This is a genomic window from Streptomyces stoeckheimensis (genome assembly GCF_045822005.1).
In the GTDB taxonomy this organism is placed as follows: Bacteria; Actinomycetota; Actinomycetes; order Streptomycetales; family Streptomycetaceae; genus Streptomyces; species Streptomyces stoeckheimensis.
In genome coordinates this window covers 6406027-6424509 of record NZ_CP169550.1, presented here as the reverse complement: position 1 = coordinate 6424509, position 18483 = coordinate 6406027, and the positions used below count along the sequence as shown (strand labels likewise).

Genomic DNA, 18483 nt, shown 5'->3' with positions numbered 1-18483 from the left:
CTCGTTTCCGGCGGCCATCGGGCCCGAATACGATCGCTACGGACGGCCGTCCACCCACTCGGCCCACACCACCAAAACGGAAGCGAGAATTCACCACCGTGACTGCTCTGACTCTCAGCACTGCCGGACCGGCGACGCTGCGCGCCGACGTCCTCGTCGTCGGCGTGGCGAAGGGCCCCAAGGGCCCCGTCGTCGCCGCGGGCGCCGAGGCCGTGGACAAGGCGTACGACGGCAAGCTCGCCGCCGTGCTCGACGCGCTCGGTGCCTCGGGCGCCGAAGGCGAGACCACCAAGCTGCCGGCCCCGGACGGCCTCAAGGTCCCGGTCGTGCTGGCGGTCGGGCTGGGCTCCCTTCCCGACGTGGACGAGTCCTACGACGAGGAGGCGCTGCGCCGCGCCGCCGGCGCCGCCGCCCGTGCCCTGCACGGCACCAAGAAGGCCGCCTTCGCGCTCCCCCTGGACGACGCCTCCGCCGTGACGGCCGTGGCCGAGGGCGCGCTGCTGGGCGCGTACGCCTTCACCGCCTACCAGGGCGGCGAGAAGAAGGCCGCCGGCTCCAAGAACGGCGGCCCGAAGCAGCCGCTCGCCGAGATCGCCCTGCTCGGCGCCAAGCCGCGCGACAAGGAGCACAAGGCCGCGGCCGAGCGCGCCACGATCGTCGCGACCGAGATCAACATCGCCCGTGACCTCGTCAACACCCCGCCGAACGACCTCACCCCCGAGGCCTTCGCAGCAGTCGCCGGTGCGACCGCGAAGGAGAACGGCATCAAGGTCCAGGTCCTGGACGAGAAGGCCCTGATCAAGGGTGGCTACGGCGGCATCATGGGCGTCGGCAAGGGCTCCGAGAACCCGCCGCGCCTGGTGAAGCTCTCCTACACCCACGCCAAGGCGGAGAAGACCCTCGCCTTCGTCGGCAAGGGCATCACCTACGACTCGGGCGGCATCTCCCTGAAGCCGGCCGGCCACAACGAGACGATGAAGTGCGACATGGCCGGCGCCGCCGCCGTCTTCGCCTCCGTCGTCGCGGCCGCCAAGCTCGGCCTCCAGGTCAACGTCACCGGCTGGCTCGCGCTCGCCGAGAACATGCCCTCCGGCTCGGCCACCAAGCCCGGCGACGTGCTGCGCATGTACAGCGGCAAGACGGTCGAGGTGCTCAACACGGACGCCGAGGGCCGTCTGGTCCTGGGCGACGCGCTGACCAAGGCCTCCGAGGAGAACCCGGACGCGATCGTCGACGTGGCGACCCTGACCGGCGCCATGGTGATGGCCCTGGGCGACCGCACCTTCGGCATCATGGCCAACGACGACGCCTTCCGCACCTCCATCCACGAGATCGCCGAGGAGGTCGGCGAGGCCTCCTGGCCGATGCCGCTCCCCGAGGACCTGCGCAAGTCCATGGACTCCCCCACCGCCGACATCGCCAACATGGGTGTCCGGATGGGCGGCGGCCTGGTGGCCGGCCTCTTCCTGCAGGAGTTCGTCGGCGAGGGCATCACCTGGGCCCACCTCGACATCGCGGGCCCCGCCTTCCACGAGGGCGCCCCGTTCGGCTACACCCCCAAGGGCGGCACCGGCTCCGCCGTCCGGACCCTGGTCCGGCTGGCCGAGCGCACCGCCACGGGCGACCTGGGCTGACACCCGGAGTCCCGGCTCCACACGGGCCCCGGCCATGATCAGATTTTCTGATCGCGGCCGGGGCCCGTTCGCTGCCAACGAAATCCGTAGGTTTCTACGCTGCGGTAACCCCCGGTTCGGGCAGAACGACCTGACTGAGGGCAGGCCCGGCGTCCCGCGTTCCGCCGACAAATGCGAAGATGGGTTCTCGGCAGGACAGGGCCCCCACCACAGGGCCGAAGAAAAAGCGGCCGTATACCAGCCGCCGCCCGGTCACAGAGGACCGGTGCTCGGCGCACATGCATGGAGGACGTGACGTGGCGAACGACGCCAGCACCGTTTTCGACCTAGTGATCCTCGGTGGCGGCAGTGGCGGCTACGCCGCGGCACTGCGCGCATCCCAGCTGGGTCTGGACGTTGCCCTGATCGAGAAGAACAAGCTCGGCGGCACCTGCCTGCACAACGGCTGCATCCCCACGAAGGCTCTGCTGCACGCGGGCGAGATCGCGGACCAGGCTCGCGAGGCCGCCCAGTTCGGTGTCAAGGCCACCTTCGAGGGCATCGACATCGCGGGTGTGCACAAGTACAAGGACGACATCATCGCGGGCCTGTACAAGGGTCTGCAGGGTCTGGTCGCCTCCCGCAAGCTGACCTACATCGAGGGTGAGGGCCGCCTCTCCTCGCCGACGTCCGTCGACGTGAACGGCCAGCGCATCCAGGGCCGCCACGTGCTCCTGGCGACCGGCTCCGTACCGCGCTCGCTGCCGGGCCTGACCATCGACGGCAACCGCATCATCTCCTCGGACCACGCGCTGGTCCTGGACCGCGTGCCCGAGTCCGCCATCGTCCTGGGCGGCGGCGTCATCGGCGTCGAGTTCGCCTCGGCGTGGAAGTCCTTCGGCACCGACGTCACCATCGTCGAGGGCCTCAAGCACCTCGTGCCGGTCGAGGACGAGAACAGCTCCAAGCTGCTGGAGCGCGCGTTCCGCAAGCGGGGCATCAAGTTCAACCTCGGCACCTTCTTCGACAAGGCCGAGTACACCGAGAACGGTGTGCGGGTCACCCTGGCCGACGGCAAGACCTTCGAGGCGGAGGTGCTGCTGGTCGCGATCGGCCGCGGCCCCGTCTCCCAGGGCCTGGGCTACGAGGAGCAGGGCGTCGCGATGGACCGCGGCTACGTCGTGGTCGACGAGTACATGCAGACCAACGTGCCGACCATCTCGGCCGTCGGTGACCTCGCCCCGACCCTGCAGCTCGCGCACGTCGGCTTCGCCGAGGGCATCCTGGTCGCGGAGCGTCTGGCCGGCCTCAAGGCCGTCCCGATCGACTACGACGGCGTCCCGCGCGTCACGTACTGCCACCCCGAGGTCGCCTCCGTCGGCATCACCGAGGCCAAGGCCAAGGAGATCTACGGCGCGGACAAGGTCGTGGCCCTCAAGTACAACCTGGCGGGCAACGGCAAGAGCAAGATCCTGAAGACCGCGGGCGAGATCAAGCTCGTCCAGGTCAAGGACGGTGCCGTGGTCGGCGTCCACATGGTCGGTGACCGGATGGGCGAGCAGGTCGGCGAGGCCCAGCTGATCTACAACTGGGAAGCCCTGCCGGCCGAGGTCGCGCAGCTCATCCACGCGCACCCGACGCAGAACGAGGCGATGGGCGAGGCTCACCTGGCACTCGCCGGCAAGCCGCTGCACGCACACGACTAATCGTCACTGGGCGCGACGACCACTTCCGCACATTCGTTAGGAGCAACTGAAACCATGTCGGTTTCCGTAACCCTTCCGGCGCTCGGTGAGAGCGTCACTGAGGGCACTGTCACCCGTTGGCTGAAGGCCGAGGGCGAGCGCGTCGAGGCCGACGAGCCGCTGCTCGAGGTCTCGACCGACAAGGTCGACACCGAGATCCCGTCCCCCGTGTCGGGCATCCTGGCCTCCATCAAGGTCGCCGAGGACGAGACCGTCGAGGTCGGCGCCGAGCTGGCCGTCATCGACGACGGTTCGGGCGCGCCGGCCCCGGTCGCCGCTCCGGCCGCCGAGGCCCCGGCCGCTCCGGCTCCGGTCGTGGAGGCCCCCGCGGCCCCCGCCCCGGTCGCCGAGGCCCCGGCCGCTCCGGCCGCCGCCGCTCCGGCCGCCGCCGGTACCGATGTCGTGCTCCCCGCCCTGGGCGAGTCCGTCACCGAGGGCACCGTCACCCGCTGGCTGAAGCAGGTCGGCGAGTCGGTCGAGGCCGACGAGCCGCTGCTGGAGGTCTCGACCGACAAGGTCGACACCGAGATCCCCGCCCCGGTCGCCGGCGTCCTGCTGGAGATCCTGGTCGCCGAGGACGAGAACGCCGAGGTCGGCGCGCGTCTGGCCGTCATCGGCGCGGCGGGCGCGGCTCCCGCGGCCGCTCCGGCCGCCGCCGCCCCGGCTCCGGTCGCGGCTGCCCCGGTTGCCGCTCCGGCCCCCGTGGCCGCCCCGGCTCCGGTCGCGGCCGCTCCGGCGCCCGTCGCCGCCCCGGTTGCCGCTCCGGCTCCCGTGGCCGCTCCGGCTCCGGTCGCCGCCCCGGCTCCGGTCGCTCCCGCCGCCCCGGTTTCCGCCGGTGACGAGGGCGCCTACGTGACCCCGCTGGTGCGCAAGCTCGCCACGGAGTCCGGCGTCGACCTGTCCGCGGTCTCGGGCACCGGTGTCGGTGGCCGCATCCGCAAGCAGGACGTCCTGGCCGCCGCCGAGGCCGCCAAGGCCGCCGCTGCCGCCCCGGCCGCTGCCGCTCCGGCCGCCAAGGCCGCGGTCGCTGCCGTCTCGGAGCTCCGCGGTCAGACCGTCAAGATGACCCGCATGCGCAAGGTCATCGGCGACAACATGATGAAGGCCCTGCACTCGCAGGCGCAGCTCAGCTCCGTGGTCGAGGTGGACATCACCAAGATCATGAAGCTGCGCGAGAAGGCCAAGGCCGGCTTCCTCGCCCGCGAGGGCGTCAAGCTGTCCCCGATGCCGTTCTTCGTCAAGGCCGCGGCCCAGGCGCTGAAGGCCCACGCGGTCGTCAACGCCCGGATCAACGAGGACGAGGGCACCATCACCTACTTCGACTCGGAGAACATCGGCATCGCCGTGGACTCCGAGAAGGGCCTGATGACCCCGGTCATCAAGGGTGCCGGTGACCTCAACCTGGCGGGCATCTCCAAGGCGACCGCCGACCTGGCCTCCAAGGTCCGCGGCAACAAGATCACGCCGGACGAGCTGTCGGGCGCGACCTTCACCATCAGCAACACCGGCTCGCGCGGTGCGCTGTTCGACACGGTCATCGTGCCCCCGAACCAGGTCGCCATCCTGGGCATCGGCGCGACGGTCAAGCGCCCGGTGGTCATCGAGACCGCCGAGGGCACGAACATCGGCATCCGCGACATGACGTACCTGACCCTGTCCTACGACCACCGCCTGGTGGACGGCGCGGACGCGGCCCGGTACCTCTCGGCCGTCAAGGCGATCCTCGAGGCCGGCGAGTTCGAGGTCGAGCTCGGCCTGTAAGGCTCTCTGCGGCAGCGCTCCACGTCTGTCGCGCACGGCGCCCCCGCCCGGGATGTACGTCCCGGGCGGGGGCGCCGTCGTCGTACCCTGAGCCCCTCCGGCCGGCCGCTGTAACCAGCCTCACGCTGCGCCCCTGACCAGGAACGCATCGCGACGAGCGGCTCCGCCGTATTGTCTACGCATCAAGGCCCCGCATGCCCCTGCACACCCCTCAGGAGATGAAGCCCCGATGATCACCCCACCCGTCGTGCACTCGCTGCGCGAGCAGATCCGCGAGCACATCGTGGAGGGGATCGTCAGCGGGCGCTGGAAGCCCGGTGAGCGGATCGTGGAGCGCCGGATCGCCGTGGAGCTCGAGGTCAGCCAGACGCCCGTGCGCGAGGCCCTGCGCGAGCTGGAGACGCTGCGGCTGATCGAGTCGGCGCCGAACAAGGGCGTGCGCGTACGGAACCTGTCGGCGGCGGACCTGGAGGAGATCTATCCGGTCCGGGCGGGCCTGGAGCAGATCGCGGCCGAGCTGGCCGCGCCCCGGCTGGCGGCCGACTGCTCGGCCCTGGAACCGCACGTGGCGGCCCTGTGGGAGGCCGACCGCAGCGCGGACGGCACGGCCCAGGTGCGGCACACCGTGGGCTTCCACCGGGAGATGGTGCGGGCCGCCGGGAACAGCGTGCTGCTGCACACCTGGGAGTCCCTGGGCATCGAGGTCTTCACGGCCCTGTCCATCCGGTGGCTGGGAACCGTCCAGAAGTCCTACGCCGAAGAGCACGAAGCCCTTGTGGACGCCTTCCGCAATCAGGATCCGGAGATCGGCCTGCTCGTGAAGCGGCACGTTCTGGGGTGCGCGCCGCGGGCTTGATCTCGCCCTTCGAGACGCGCTCGAGCGCCCGTCTCGTCCCGTTTTGACCGGCACTGGGTGCCCATTTTCATGGCACCCGGTGCCGACTTTTGTCAGATTGACGTTTCTTCGTCACTTTCATTTGATCGATCATCGATCAGCGCCTTACAGTCATCCGCGGACCCCACCCGGGTCCAACGACCCTGTCCTGCCCGTCAGGGATTTCTTCACCACCTCTCCTTTGTCCGGAAGGCGGCGCACACCGATGTCCGACCCCGTAGGAAAGCTTCCGAGCGAGCTCGACCAGCTCCCGGACCGCGACACCGAGGAGACCGCCGAATGGGCGGCCTCGCTCGACGCAGTCGCCAAGGCCGCCGGTACGCGCCGCGCCGAATACCTGCTCCGTCGCACCCTTCAGCACGCCGAGGCCGCCGGTCTCGCGCTGCCGAAGCTCCTTGAGACGGACTACGTCAACACCATCCCCACCGCCGCGGAGCCCGAGTTCCCCGGCGACGAGGCGATGGAAGCCAAGATCACCGCCTGGAACCGCTGGAACGCGGCCGCCATGGTGACCCGCGGCTCCAAGTACGGCGTCGGCGGCCACATCGCCACCTTCGCCTCCGCCGCGTGGCTGTACGAGACCGGCTTCCAGCACTTCTTCCGCGGGAAGGAGGCCGACGGATCGGGTGACCAGCTCTACATCCAGGGCCACGCCTCCCCCGGCATCTACGCCCGCGCCTTCCTCGACGGCCGGGTCTCCGAGCAGCAGCTCGACAACTTCCGCCAGGAGGCCGGCGGCAACGGCCTCCCGTCCTACCCCCACCCGCGGCGCCTGCCGTGGCTGTGGGAGTTCCCGACGGTCTCCATGGGCCTCGGCCCGCTCTCCGCGATCTACCAGGCGCGCTTCAACCGCTACCTGCAGAACCGGAGCATCAAGGACACCGCCAACTCGCACGTCTGGGCCTTCCTGGGCGACGGCGAGATGGACGAGCCCGAGTCGACCGCCGCCCTGGCCCTGGCCTCCCGCGAGCAGCTCGACAACCTGACCTTCGTCATCAACTGCAACCTGCAGCGCCTCGACGGTCCGGTCCGCGCCAACTTCCGCGTGGTGCAGGAGCTGGAAGCCCAGTTCCGCGGCGCCGGCTGGAACGTCATCAAGTCGCTGTGGGGCTCCGCCTGGGACGAGCTGTTCCAGCTCGACACCACGGGCGCCCTGGTACGCCGCCTGCGCGAGGTACCCGACGCGCAGTTCCAGACGTACGCGACCCGCGACGTGGCCTACATCCGCCAGCACTTCTTCGGCGCCAACGCCGAGCTCGTGCAGCTGGCCGGTGTGCTCTCCGACGCGAAGATCGCCGAGTGCTTCCACACCTCCCGCGGCGGCCACGAGCCCCGCAAGGTCTACGCCGCGTACAAGGCCGCCCTGGAGCACAAGGGTGCTCCGACGGTCATCCTCGCGCAGACCGTCAAGGGCTACACGCTGGGCGCCGGGTTCGAGTCGAAGAACGCGAACCACCAGATGAAGAAGCTGACGATCGACGAGTTCAAGGACATGCGTGACCTCCTTGGGCTCCCGATCCCGGACAGCGCCTTCGCCGACGGCCAGGTCCCGTACGGCCACCCGGGCGCGAACAGCCCCGAGGTCCAGTACCTGAACGAGCGCCGCGCGGCGCTCGGCGGCCCGGCCCCGGCCCGCAAGGTCAAGCACGTGGCCCTGCCGGCTCCGGCGGACCGTTCCTTCGCCCCGCTGCTCAAGGGCTCCGGCAAGCAGGAGATGGCCACCACCATGGCCTTCGTCCGGCTCGTCAAGGACCTGATGCGGGACAAGGAGACCGGCAAGCGCTGGGTTCCGATCGTCCCGGACGAGGCCCGTACCTTCGGTATGGAGTCCCTCTTCCCGTCGGCCGGCATCTACTCGCCGCTGGGCCAGACGTACGAGCCGGTCGACCGCGACCAGCTGATGTACTACAAGGAAGCCAAGGACGGCCAGATCCTCAACGAGGGGATCACCGAGGCCGGCGCCATGGCCGACTTCATCGCCGCCTGTACGTCGTACGCGACGCACGGCGAGCCGATGATCCCGTTCTACATCTTCTACTCGATGTTCGGCTGGCAGCGCACGGCCGACCAGATGTGGCAGCTCGCCGACCAGCTCGGCAAGGGCTTCATCGTCGGCGCCACCGCCGGCCGCACCACCCTGACGGGTGAGGGTCTGCAGCACGCGGACGGCCACTCGCACCTGATCGCGTCCACGAACCCGGCGTCGCTCAACTACGACCCGGCCTTCGCGTACGAGATCGCGGTGATCGTCAAGGACGGTCTGCGCCGGATGTACGGCGAGAAGCCGGAAGACGTCTTCTACTACCTGACGGTCTACAACGAGCCGAAGCCGCAGCCGGCCATGCCCGAGGGCGTGGAAGAGGGCATCCTGCGCGGTCTCTACCGCTTCAACACGGCGGCGGACCTGGCGGAGGCGGCCCCGGCCGCCGACGCCCCGAAGATCCAGCTGATGGCCTCCGGTACGGCCATCCACTGGGCCCTCGACGCGCAGAAGCTGCTCGCCGCCGACTGGAACGTGGCCGCCGACGTCTGGTCCGCCACCTCCTGGGGCGAGCTGCGCCGCGACGCGCTGGAGTGCGACGAGGCGCTGCTGCGCGGGGAGATGCGCACCCCGTTCGTCACCCGTGCCCTGGAGGGCGTCACCAGCCCGGTGCTCGCCGTCTCCGACTGGATGCGTCAGGTCCCGGACCAGATCAGCCAGTGGGTCGAGCAGGACTACACCTCGCTGGGCACGGACGGCTTCGGCCTCTCCGACACCCGCGAGGGCGCCCGCCGCCATTTCGGTGTCGACGCCCAGTCGATCGTGGTGGCCGCGCTGGCCCAGCTCGCCCGCCGCGGCGAGGTCCCGGCGTCCTCCATCAAGGAGGCCCGGGAGCGCTACGGCCTGTAAGGCGTCACGAGCGATCCGACCGTGAGGCGGTCCGCCCCTGAGGGGGCGGGCCGCCTCGCGGCGTTGCGGGCCGCGTCCCCGAGCCGTGCTCCCGGAGGGAGACCGCCCGGTCGTCGGCGAGCAGCTCCCCGAGGCGCGCGAGGTGGTCCGCCGCCCTGCGGCGGCGGTCCTCCACCGCGGCGAGCCCCGCGCGGATCTCGGCCGCCTCGGCCCGGGCCTCGTCGAGCAGTGCCGCCGCCCGGCGTTCCAGTTCGGCGGACTTGGCCTCCGCCTCCTTGAGCAGCCCCTCCGCCTTGCCGACCGCCTCCCGGCGCACCGCCGCGGCCACGACGCGGGCCTCGTCCATCAGTGCCACCGCCTGCCGGCCCTCGTCGGACCAGCTGAAGTGCTGCTTGCCCGCGATGCCCGGGATGAGCCGGAGTGCGCGGAGCACCTTCGCGGCGTTCTCGGGCCGGTCCGCGGGGGACTTGCTCAGGAGCCCGGCGATCAGGACGTCCAGCTCCTCGGGCAGACCGCGCACCCGCGGGGCGAGGGCGGCGGGGGCGTCGGAGATCTGCCGGTGCAGGACGGCCAGCTGGCTGTCGGCCCGGAACGGGGGCTCCCCCGCCAAGCCGTGGTACATGAGGCAGCCCAGGGAGTAGAGGTCGCTGCGCTGGTCGATGTCGGGCTCGCCGCGGGCCTGCTCGGGGGACATGTACTCGGGGGTGCCCAGGGTGGCACCGGTGACCGTGCGTCCCGCGCGGTAGAGGGTCTCGCCCAGGAACTTGGCGATGCCGAAGTCGAGGACCTTGATGACGCCGTCGGCGGTGAGGATCACGTTGGACGGTTTGATGTCCCGGTGGATCACGCCCCGCTCGTGTGCGGCGGCCAGTGCGGCGGCCACCTGCCCGGCCCAGTCGACGAGCACGTACCAGGGGACGCGGCCCGATTCCCGGAAGGCCTCGTGGAGGGTACGGCCGTCCAGGCGTTCCATGACCATGTAGAGGATGCGGCGACCGCCGATCTCCGCCTCCCCGCAGTCGTGGACGGTCACGGTGTGCCGGTGGGGGAGGTTGCCGGCCGAGCGGACCTCGGCGAGGAAGCGACTCTCGATCTCCTCGGCGTCCATGCCGGACAGCATCGGAGTGGCGGAGACCAGTTTGGCGGCGACCCGGCGCTGCATCCGCTCGTCCCAGGCGCTCCACACCTCGCCCATGCCCCCGCCGCCGAGGCGGTCCTCGAGTCGGTACCGGCCTTCCAGTACTTCCCCCCTCATCCGGTCCTCCCCGACTCGACACCCGCGGTCCGGATCCGAGTATGGGGCCGGTTGGGGGGCAACCACCGGCCTTTGGCCGTATGCGCGGTGGCGGCGAGGGGGCGTACCCGTGATGCTTGAGCGGTGATGGACGAGACGGAGTTCTGGGAGATGGTCGACCGTACCCGCGAGGCCGCCGAGGGCGACCCCGAGGAACACGCCGAGCTGCTCGTGGAGCGGCTGGCACAGCTCGACCCGGACTCCGTCCTGGACTTCGCCCGGCACTTCGAGTCGCGGTACAACCGGGCGTACACCTGGGACCTGTGGGGCGCGGCGTGGGTGCTGCTCGACGGGGCGAGCGACGACGCGTTCGACTACTTCCGGTGCTGGCTGATCGGCCAGGGCCGGGAGGTCTTCGAGGGCGGGGTGCACGATCCCGACCAGCTGGCGGAGCTCCTCGACGAGTTCGACGAGGAGATCGACGGGGACGGCGAGGAGCTGGGGTACGCGGCGGACGAGGCGTACGAGCAGCTGACCGGGGCGGTCGCGCCGGATCTGGGGATCCCGCTGCAGGCGGCCGAGCCGGAGGGCGCCGCGCTGGACTTCGAGAACGAAGCCGTGCTCGCGGAGCGCTTCCCCCGGCTGTGGGACCGCTTCAGGGGCTGACGCCCCTTCGTCTCGGTCAGTAGTGCGTGCCGCCGTCGATGCGGATCTCCGTGCCGGTGATGAAGGCGCCGTCCTCGGAGCCCAGCATGGCGACGACGCCGGCGACCGTCTGCGGGCCGGCGAAGCCCTGGCCGAGGGCCGGGGCGAGCTTGGCGAACAGGCTCCAGTCGGTGTCCTCGGGCAGGCCGGGGCCGGTGCCGGTGGTCATGCCGCTCTCGATGGACCCGGGCGCGACGGCGACGAAGCGCAGGCCCTGCTTGCTGTACTCGGCGGCGAGGGCGTGGGTCATGGACTGGATGCCGCCCTTGCTGGCCGCGTAGGCGGACATGTAGGGGTGGGCGAAGGACGCCGAGGTGGAGCTGAAGTTGACGACGACCGGCTGGTCGCCCGCCAGCAGCGCGGGGAGCGACTCCCGGATGACCAGGAACGTACCGGTCAGGTTCACCGCGATGATCTTGTTCCAGAACTCGAGCGTGGTCGCATGGGTGTGCGAGGAACGCAGGATGCCCGCGGCGTTGACCAGTACGTCGATCCCGGTGAGGGAGTCGACGGCGGCGGCGATGCCCGCCTTGACCGCGGCCTCGTCGGATATGTCCAGGACCGCGGTGGTCAGGCGGTCCGCGTGCCCGTCGGCGGCGGCCTGGTCGGCGGTGGCCTTGAGGCCGGCCTCGTTGACGTCCACGGTGTGGACGCGGCCGCCCTCGGACAGGATGCGGTGGACGGTGGCCTGGCCGATGCCGGAGCCGCCGCCGGTGATGAGGACGCGACGTCCTTCGTAACGGTTCATGGGGAGGAGCGTACTCCCGCGATGACACGTTTTGCCACCCTGTCAAAACATGCATTTGCCTCTCGGGCCCGAGGTATCCTTCCCCGGTGAGATCCCCTCGTCCGTACTCTCCCCAGGCCGGCCCCGGAGCCCAGTCGCTGAACGAGCGCCGCAAGGCGGCCACCCAGCTCGACATCGCCCGCGCCGCCTGCGAACTCTTCGCCGAGCACGGCCCCGACGGCACCACCGCCGAGGACATCGCCCACCGCGCGGGCGTCGCGCTGCGCACCTTCTACCGCTACTTCCGCAACAAGCAGGAAGCCGTCGCCCCCCTGCTCGCGGGCGGCGGCGACGCCTGGCGCGCGCTGCTCGCCGAGGAGGACCCCGGCACCCCGCTCACCGAGGCCCTGGAGCGCGCCGTCACCCGTTCCCTCACGGGCCCGCAGGCCCTCGAGGAGGGCTTGGAGGTCACCCGCGGCCTGCTGCGCGCCGCCGCGAACGACGAGGCGCTGCGCGCCGTCTGGTACCGGGTCAACCAGGAGTCCGAGGAGCGCCTGGTCCCGGTCGTGGCCCGGCTCGCCGGCCCGGACGCCGAACCCCTCGCCGTACGCCTCCTCGCCGCGGCGGCCACGGACGCGATCCGCATCGCCCTGGAACTCTGGTCCACCACGGACGCCTCGCCGGCGGGCCCCGGCTCCCCCGCGGAACTCGCGATCCGCTGCCTGCGCGACCTCACGGGCGCGATGCCGCTGACGCGCTGAGCCCGTGGTGGTCAGAGGAACCGGGCGGACTTCTCCCGCAGGTGCTCCGCGAAGAAGGCGGGGGCGTCGGGCCGCATCCGGGCCAGCGCGACCATCGCCGTGACGATGACGTCCGCGACCTCCGCCTCCACATCCCCCCAGGTGTGCGAGTTCCCCTTCCGCGGATTGGTCCCCTTGGCCCCGATCACGGCCTGCGCGGCCTCCCCGAACTCCTCCCCGATCTTCAGGATCTGCAGCGTCAGGCTCTCCTCGTGCTCCACCCCGCGCTCCCGGTCGTGCTCGTCGAACCGTGCCGCGAGGGCCCCGATGGTCTTCCAGGATTCGTCCATCCCCCGAGCCTAGGACGACGCGCCGGTGAGGCATGCGCGGCACAAGACCGAAGCCCCGCCCCCTCCGGAAGGAAGGGGCGGGGCTTCAGGTGATCAGTGCGTCAGCACGGCACGGCTTAGAGGTCGAAGTAGAGCTCGAACTCGTGCGGGTGCGGGCGCTGCGCGATCGGGGCGATCTCGTGGGTGCGCTTGTAGTCGATCCAGGTCTCGATCAGGTCGGGGGTGAAGACACCGCCGGCCAGGAGGTACTCGTGGTCCTCCTCGAGGGCCTTGAGGACGTCCTCGAGGCTGGTCGGGACCTGCGGGACGCTCGCGTGCTCGTCCGGGGAGAGCTCGTAGAGGTCCTTGTCGATCGGCTCCATCGGCTCGATCTTGTTCTTCACACCGTCGAGGCCCGCGAGGAGCAGCGCCGCGAACGCCAGGTACGGGTTCGAGGACGGGTCCGGGGCGCGGAACTCGACGCGCTTGGCCTTCGGGTTCGAGCCGGTGATCGGGATGCGCATCGCGGCGGAGCGGTTGCGCTGCGAGTACACCATGTTGACCGGCGCCTCGAAGCCCGGGACCAGGCGGTGGTACGAGTTCACCGTCGGGTTGGTGAAGGCGAGCAGCGACGGGGCGTGCTTGAGGATGCCGCCGATGTAGTAGCGCGCGGTGTCCGACAGGCCCGCGTAGCCGGCCTCGTCGTAGAACAGCGGGTCGCCGTTCGCCCACAGCGACTGGTGCACGTGCATGCCCGAGCCGTTGTCACCGAAGATCGGCTTCGGCATGAAGGTCGCGGTCTTGCCGTTGCGCCAGGCGACGTTCTTCACGATGTACTTGAAGAGCATCAGGTCGTCGGCCGCGGCGAGCAGCGTGTTGAACTTGTAGTTGATCTCGGCCTGGCCACCGGTGCCGACCTCGTGGTGCTGACGCTCGACCTGGAGGCCCTGGGCATCCAGCTCGAGGGAGATCTCGGCGCGCAGGTCGGCGAAGTGGTCGACCGGGGCTACGGGGAAGTAACCACCCTTGTAGCGGACCTTGTAACCACGGTTGTTCTCCTCGGAGCCCGTGTTCCAGGCACCGGCCTCGGAGTCGATGTGGTAAAAGCTCTCGTTCGCGGAGGTCGCGAAGCGCACGCTGTCGAACACGTAGAACTCGGCCTCGGGGCCGAAGTACGCGGTGTCGGCGATGCCGGTGGAGGCGAGGTACGCCTCGGCCTTCTTCGCGACGTTGCGCGGGTCGCGGCTGTAGGCCTCGCCCGTGATCGGGTCGTGGATGAAGAAGTTGATGTTGAGCGTCTTGTCCTTGCGGAACGGGTCCAGGCGCGCGGTGGTGATGTCGGCACGCAGCGCCATGTCGGACTCGTGGATCGCCTGGAAGCCGCGGATCGAGGAGCCGTCGAAGGCCAGCTCCTCGTTCGGGTCGAACGCCCGCCCCGGGATGGTGAAGTGCTGCATCACACCAGGCAGGTCGCAGAAGCGGACGTCAACGAACTTGACGTCGTTCTCCTGGATGTACTGCGTCACTTCGTCGGCGTTCTTGAACATCCAACTCCTCCTACTCCCGGCCCCGGGGCAGGGGCGGGTTTTATAGCTAGTGGTGCGTCAGTGCGGTGCCGCACGCTGACCCGACCATAAGCAGACGGGGTTTCTCAAGCATGACCCATTTGTTTCGCACAAGTTAACCAGGGTCCCGCCGGAACGGCGTCGAGCGGCACAGGTACCGTGTTCGCGTGGACAAGAGGCAAGCAATCGGATCCTGGCTCTCCGGCCCCCGCGAGGCCGCCGAGGAGATGGGTGCCGACTTCGGGTACCCCGGCAAACAGCTCGGCCTGCCGCAGCAGGGGCCCGGCTCGGTGGCCCGTTTCGGCCGCCGGCTCGGCGCCGTGGCGATCGACTGGATCGCCTGCCAGCTCATCGCGTACGGCCTGATCACGGGCCGTGACTGGAACGGCTCGGGGAACTGGACGCTGGCGGTCTTCGTCGCCCTGGTGATCCTGACGGTCGGCACCGTGGGCTTTACCCCCGGGAAGCGGATTCTGGGCCTCCGGGTCGTCTCGCAGGATGGCGGCCCGCTCGGATTCGGCCGGGTGGTGCTCCGCACCGCACTGCTCGCCCTGCTGATCCCCGCCCTCGTCTGGGACCGCGACGGCCGCGGCCTGCACGACCGCCTCAGCCGCGCCGTCCAGGTCAGGATCTGAGACGCAGGAACGACAACAGCAGGACGAAAACGGAGGGGCGCCCCGGGCCATCGGCCCGGGGCGCCCCTCCGTGTCGTATACGAAAAGCGGATCAGCGCATCTTTCCGCCGCGCGGCATGCGCATCCCCTTGGGCATCGGGCCCTTCGGGATCGGCATGTTGCTCAGCAAGTCGCCCATGGCCCGCAGCCTGTCGTTGACCTGGGTGATCTGGGGCCCGGAGAGCACACGGGGCAGCTTCATCAGGGTCGTGCGGACCTTCTTGAGCGGCACCTCGCCCTCGCCCTTGCCCACGATGAAGTCGTGGACCGGGATGTCGGGCATGATCCGGGCCAGCTTCTTCTTCTCGTTCGCGAGCATCGGCTTCACCCGGTTCGGGTTGCCCTCGGCGATCAGGACCACGCCGGCCTTGCCCACGGCACGGTGGACGATGTCCTGCTGCTTGCTCATCGCGACGGCGGGGGTGGTGGTCCAGCCCCGGCCCACGTTGTCCAGTACGGCCGCGGCCGCGCCCGGCTGTCCCTCCATCTGTCCGAAGGCGGCCGTCTCGGCTCGCCGTCCGAAGATGATCGCCATCGCCAGGAACGCCACCAGGAAGCCCAGGATGCCCAGGTAGACCGGGTGGTCGATCAGGAAGCCGATCGCAAGAAAGACACCAAAGGTGACGATTCCCACGCCCGCGACGATCAGACCGACCTTCGGGTCGGCCTTGCGCGTCATCTTGTACGTCAGGGCGATCTGCTTCAGTCGCCCGGGGTTCGCAGCAGTCTCTGCGTTTGACTTCCTCGCCATGCAGCGAAGTTTACGTGGCCTTCTCGGTCCGGGTCGCCGCGGCCTCGAGTACGTGCTCGGTTTCGACCCGGTCCTTGGCCCTGCGGCGGTCTTCGAGGACGGCCGTCCAGGCGTTCCGGCGGGCGCCGCTCATGAGCAGCGACTCCAGGCCGCGGACGGCGTCGGTGAAGGAAGGAATGGCGATGGCGCGTACGGGCGCGGCCTGCATGGTGTCGACCCTTTCACGGTGCTCACGTCGGGGGTGGCCAAGCGTGTGTGCGGTGCGTCGAACAATCGTCACCGACTGGTGTTACCAGGGCGTGACCGACTGGTCAAACAGTGATGAAACCTTGATGCGGCCCACCGGACTCTCGCTAGCAAGAGCCTAGGGGCCGCATCGATGCGGTGTTACCCGTAAGTAAGACTTTGTGCGCGAGTTCACATACCACCCGCACCACGCGTCACGCGTGCCTCGCACGCCTCACGCGCCCGCTCCTCAGACGGTCGCGCGCTTCTCCATCGCCTGCTGGTAGAGGCGGCCGGCGCGGTACGAGGAGCGCACCAGCGGACCGGACATGACTCCGGAGAAACCGATCTCCTCGGCCTCCTGCGCCAGCTCCACGAACTCGGCCGGCTTCACCCAGCGCTCGACGGGGTGGTGACGCGGCGAGGGCCGCAGGTACTGGGTGATGGTGATGAGCTCGCAGCCCGCCTCGTGGAGGTCCTTCAGCGCCTGGCTGACCTCCTCGCGCTCCTCGCCCATGCCCAGGATCAGGTTGGACTTGGTGACCAGGCCGTACGCACGCGCCTGCGTGATGACGTCCAGCGAGCGCTCGTAGCGGAAACCGGGGCGGATCCGCTTGAAGATGCGCGGCACCGTCTCGATGTTGTGGGCGAAGACCTCGGGGCGGGAGGCGAAGACCTCCTCCAGCAGCTCCGGGACCGCGTTGAAGTCCGGGGCCAGCAGCTCGACCTTGGTCTGGCCGGCCGCGCGCTCCGCCGTCTGCTGGTGGATCTGGCGCACGGTCTCCGCGTACAGCCAGGCGCCGCCGTCCGCCAGGTCGTCGCGCGCGACGCCCGTGATGGTGGCGTAGTTCAGGTCCATCGTGACGACGGACTCGCCGACGCGGCGGGGCTCGTCGCGGTCCAGCGCCTCGGGCTTGCCCGTGTCGATCTGGCAGAAGTCGCAGCGCCGGGTGCACTGGTCGCCACCGATGAGGAAGGTGGCCTCGCGGTCCTCCCAGCATTCGTAGATGTTCGGACAGCCGGCTTCCTGGCACACCGTGTGCAGTCCTTCGCCCTTCACCAGGGCCTGCATCTTGGTGTACTCGGGACCCATCTTGGCCCGCGTCTTGATCCACTCGGGCTTGCGCTCGATGGGCGTCTGGGCGTTACGGACCTCTAGGCGCAGCATCTTGCGTCCGTCGGGTGCGACTGCGGACACGACCGGCTCCCTGTGACTTCGATTCTTCGGCGCCCACCAGGGTACGCCCGTAATTTCATACGCTCTTACGTCGGCCAACCTGCGGGCGGCCCGACCCATTCCCCGGCGTCCCCCCGGGATCAGCCCGCGGCGGGCTCTATCTCCCGCGGCCGCAGCTCCGCCTGCTCCAGTACGTCCTTCAGGTGCCGTTCGATCACCGGCAGCACCTCGGCGATGGTGATCTCGCGGCCCAGCTCGTACGAGAGCGAGGTCACACCGGCGTCGCGGATGCCGCAGGGGACGATCCGGTCGAACCAGGTGTTGTCGGGGTTCACGTTGATCGCGAAGCCGTGCATCGTGACGCCCTTGGCGACCCGGATGCCGATGGCGGCGAGCTTGCGGTCCTCGCGGCGCTGGCCTGCGTTGGACGGGGCGTACTCGGGGCCGTTCAGCCGGGGGTCGAACTCCTCGTCGTGCAGCCTCGGGTCGAAGTCCAGCGAGAGACCGCCGATCTTCGGGCGCTCCTCCACCGGGTCGCCGAGCACCCAGACCCCGCTGCGCCCCTCGACGCGGGTGGTCTCCAGGCCGAATTCGGCGGCCGTGCGGATCAGCGCGTCCTCCAGGCGGCGGACGTGGGCGACCACGTCGACCGGGCGGGGCAGCTTCATGATCGGGTAGCCGACCAGCTGGCCCGGGCCGTGCCAGGTGATCTTGCCGCCGCGGTCCACGTCCACGACGGGCGTGCCGTCGAGCGGGCGCTCGTTCTCGGCGGTGCGCCGGCCGGCCGTGTAGACCGGCAGGTGCTCCAGCAGCAGGCAGGTGTCCTCGATCTCGTCCGCGAAACGGGCCGCGTGCACCCGGCGCTGCTCTTCCCAGGCCACCGTGTACTCGACGGCCTCCGGACCGAAGCCCATGCGGACAAACCCAAGCTCAGCCACCGCGGCGCCTCCTCGTTGAACCTGCCGACGAACTTGCTGTGTGCACCTATCGCACCAGGCAAGGGTACGGCGGCCCCCGCGGGCCCCGTCAGCCGCCCGTCCCGGACCCGGCCCAAAGCCCGGGATCCGGGGGTCCGGGGAGCTGTTTCGGCCGTCTGCGGCCCTTCGGCGGCCGGTCCGGGTCCTCGTCCGCCCGGGGCAGCCGGCGGTGCCCCTCGGAATGGTCGTTCACCCAGCCGCAGACCCCGCACGCGTAGCGCCCGTCGAGACCCGCGATGTAGGTCCCGCAGCGCCGGCACTCCGCCTCGGTCAGCTCGGGCGCGGCCAGCTCGGGCACGTGCGGCAGAGCCGTGGACTCTGCGTGGCTGCCGTCGCCGTCGGGGCGCTCGCAGCTGCCGGGGTGAGGCTCCCCGGTGGGCCGGCGGGTCATGGGGCGCAGCGTACGCGGGTGGAGGGGGTCGGTCCGTAAAGAGACCCACCGGTTCTGCACACGATCGGATGAATGTGGGACAGA

17 protein-coding genes are annotated in these 18483 nt (G+C 70.2%); 8 read left to right on the top strand and 9 right to left on the bottom strand.

Features of this window, described 5'->3' with window-relative positions; all coding sequences use genetic code 11:
• The first annotated feature begins 98 nt into the window (after nucleotides 1-98).
• From ACE1OC_RS29080 to aceE, 5 genes are all read left to right on the top strand, one after another.
• The gene (locus tag ACE1OC_RS29080) at nucleotides 99-1634 is read left to right on the top strand and encodes a leucyl aminopeptidase (RefSeq protein ID WP_407839500.1); all 1536 of its coding nucleotides are present in this window, start codon (nucleotides 99-101) and stop codon (nucleotides 1632-1634) included.
• Between the two features lie 296 nt (nucleotides 1635-1930).
• Nucleotides 1931-3319, top strand: a complete 1389-nt coding sequence (gene lpdA / locus ACE1OC_RS29075; RefSeq protein ID WP_407839499.1) for a dihydrolipoyl dehydrogenase — start codon at nucleotides 1931-1933, stop codon at nucleotides 3317-3319.
• A 54-nt stretch (nucleotides 3320-3373) separates the two neighbouring features.
• A complete protein-coding gene (sucB, locus tag ACE1OC_RS29070; protein WP_407839498.1) occupies nucleotides 3374-5119 on the top strand; it encodes a 2-oxoglutarate dehydrogenase, E2 component, dihydrolipoamide succinyltransferase in 1746 nt (581 codons plus the stop codon).
• A gap of 232 nt (nucleotides 5120-5351) precedes the next feature.
• Nucleotides 5352-5975, top strand: a complete 624-nt coding sequence (locus tag ACE1OC_RS29065; RefSeq protein WP_250742568.1) for a GntR family transcriptional regulator — start codon at nucleotides 5352-5354, stop codon at nucleotides 5973-5975.
• Nucleotides 5976-6219: 244 nt separating this feature from the next.
• On the top strand, nucleotides 6220-8904 hold the full coding sequence (gene aceE / locus ACE1OC_RS29060) for a pyruvate dehydrogenase (acetyl-transferring), homodimeric type (RefSeq protein WP_250742549.1): 2685 nt from the start codon (nucleotides 6220-6222) through the stop codon (nucleotides 8902-8904).
• A gap of 4 nt (nucleotides 8905-8908) precedes the next feature.
• On the opposite strand, the gene ACE1OC_RS29055 is transcribed toward aceE, so the two are convergent.
• Nucleotides 8909-10159, bottom strand: a complete 1251-nt coding sequence (locus tag ACE1OC_RS29055) for a serine/threonine-protein kinase (RefSeq protein ID WP_407839497.1) — start codon at nucleotides 10157-10159, stop codon at nucleotides 8909-8911.
• Nucleotides 10160-10285: 126 nt separating this feature from the next.
• Here ACE1OC_RS29055 and ACE1OC_RS29050 point away from each other — a divergent pair, with 126 nt between their 5' ends.
• Nucleotides 10286-10804 carry a DUF4240 domain-containing protein gene (locus ACE1OC_RS29050; RefSeq protein WP_254383940.1) on the top strand — a complete coding sequence of 173 codons (519 nt, stop codon included), beginning with the start codon at nucleotides 10286-10288 and terminating at the stop codon, nucleotides 10802-10804.
• Between the two features lie 16 nt (nucleotides 10805-10820).
• On the opposite strand, the gene ACE1OC_RS29045 is transcribed toward ACE1OC_RS29050, so the two are convergent.
• Complete coding sequence (locus ACE1OC_RS29045; protein ID WP_407839496.1) at nucleotides 10821-11591, bottom strand: SDR family NAD(P)-dependent oxidoreductase; 771 nt, start codon at nucleotides 11589-11591, stop codon at nucleotides 10821-10823.
• An 86-nt stretch (nucleotides 11592-11677) separates the two neighbouring features.
• Between ACE1OC_RS29045 and ACE1OC_RS29040 the strand changes: the two genes are divergently transcribed.
• Nucleotides 11678-12331, top strand: a complete 654-nt coding sequence (locus tag ACE1OC_RS29040) for a TetR/AcrR family transcriptional regulator (RefSeq protein ID WP_407839495.1) — start codon at nucleotides 11678-11680, stop codon at nucleotides 12329-12331.
• A gap of 11 nt (nucleotides 12332-12342) precedes the next feature.
• Here ACE1OC_RS29040 and ACE1OC_RS29035 read toward each other — a convergent pair whose 3' ends face one another.
• Both ACE1OC_RS29035 and glnA read right to left on the bottom strand, forming a co-directional pair.
• Entirely contained in the window at nucleotides 12343-12660 is a 318-nt protein-coding gene (locus ACE1OC_RS29035; RefSeq protein WP_407839494.1) for a MazG-like family protein, read from the bottom strand.
• Nucleotides 12661-12776: 116 nt separating this feature from the next.
• The gene (gene glnA / locus ACE1OC_RS29030) at nucleotides 12777-14186 is read right to left on the bottom strand and encodes a type I glutamate--ammonia ligase (RefSeq protein ID WP_274552255.1); all 1410 of its coding nucleotides are present in this window, start codon (nucleotides 14184-14186) and stop codon (nucleotides 12777-12779) included.
• Between the two features lie 185 nt (nucleotides 14187-14371).
• On the opposite strand from glnA, the gene ACE1OC_RS29025 reads away from it, so the two are divergent.
• A complete protein-coding gene (locus ACE1OC_RS29025; protein ID WP_407839493.1) occupies nucleotides 14372-14839 on the top strand; it encodes an RDD family protein in 468 nt (155 codons plus the stop codon).
• A 91-nt stretch (nucleotides 14840-14930) separates the two neighbouring features.
• On the opposite strand, the gene ACE1OC_RS29020 is transcribed toward ACE1OC_RS29025, so the two are convergent.
• The 5 genes from ACE1OC_RS29020 to ACE1OC_RS29000 all read right to left on the bottom strand — a co-directional run bounded on the left by ACE1OC_RS29020 (nucleotide 14931) and on the right by ACE1OC_RS29000 (nucleotide 18399).
• Complete coding sequence (locus tag ACE1OC_RS29020; protein WP_407839492.1) at nucleotides 14931-15629, bottom strand: DUF4191 domain-containing protein; 699 nt, start codon at nucleotides 15627-15629, stop codon at nucleotides 14931-14933.
• A gap of 10 nt (nucleotides 15630-15639) precedes the next feature.
• A complete protein-coding gene (locus tag ACE1OC_RS29015) occupies nucleotides 15640-15837 on the bottom strand; it encodes a hypothetical protein (protein ID WP_250743563.1) in 198 nt (65 codons plus the stop codon).
• Nucleotides 15838-16104: 267 nt separating this feature from the next.
• Nucleotides 16105-17052 carry a lipoyl synthase gene (gene lipA, locus ACE1OC_RS29010; RefSeq protein ID WP_250743564.1) on the bottom strand — a complete coding sequence of 316 codons (948 nt, stop codon included), beginning with the start codon at nucleotides 17050-17052 and terminating at the stop codon, nucleotides 16105-16107.
• A 119-nt stretch (nucleotides 17053-17171) separates the two neighbouring features.
• Nucleotides 17172-17969, bottom strand: a complete 798-nt coding sequence (lipB, locus tag ACE1OC_RS29005) for a lipoyl(octanoyl) transferase LipB (protein WP_351440767.1) — start codon at nucleotides 17967-17969, stop codon at nucleotides 17172-17174.
• A gap of 88 nt (nucleotides 17970-18057) precedes the next feature.
• Nucleotides 18058-18399 (bottom strand): hypothetical protein, encoded by a 342-nt coding sequence (locus ACE1OC_RS29000; protein ID WP_407839491.1) that lies wholly within the window; start codon nucleotides 18397-18399, stop codon nucleotides 18058-18060.
• Nucleotides 18400-18483 lie beyond the last annotated feature (84 nt).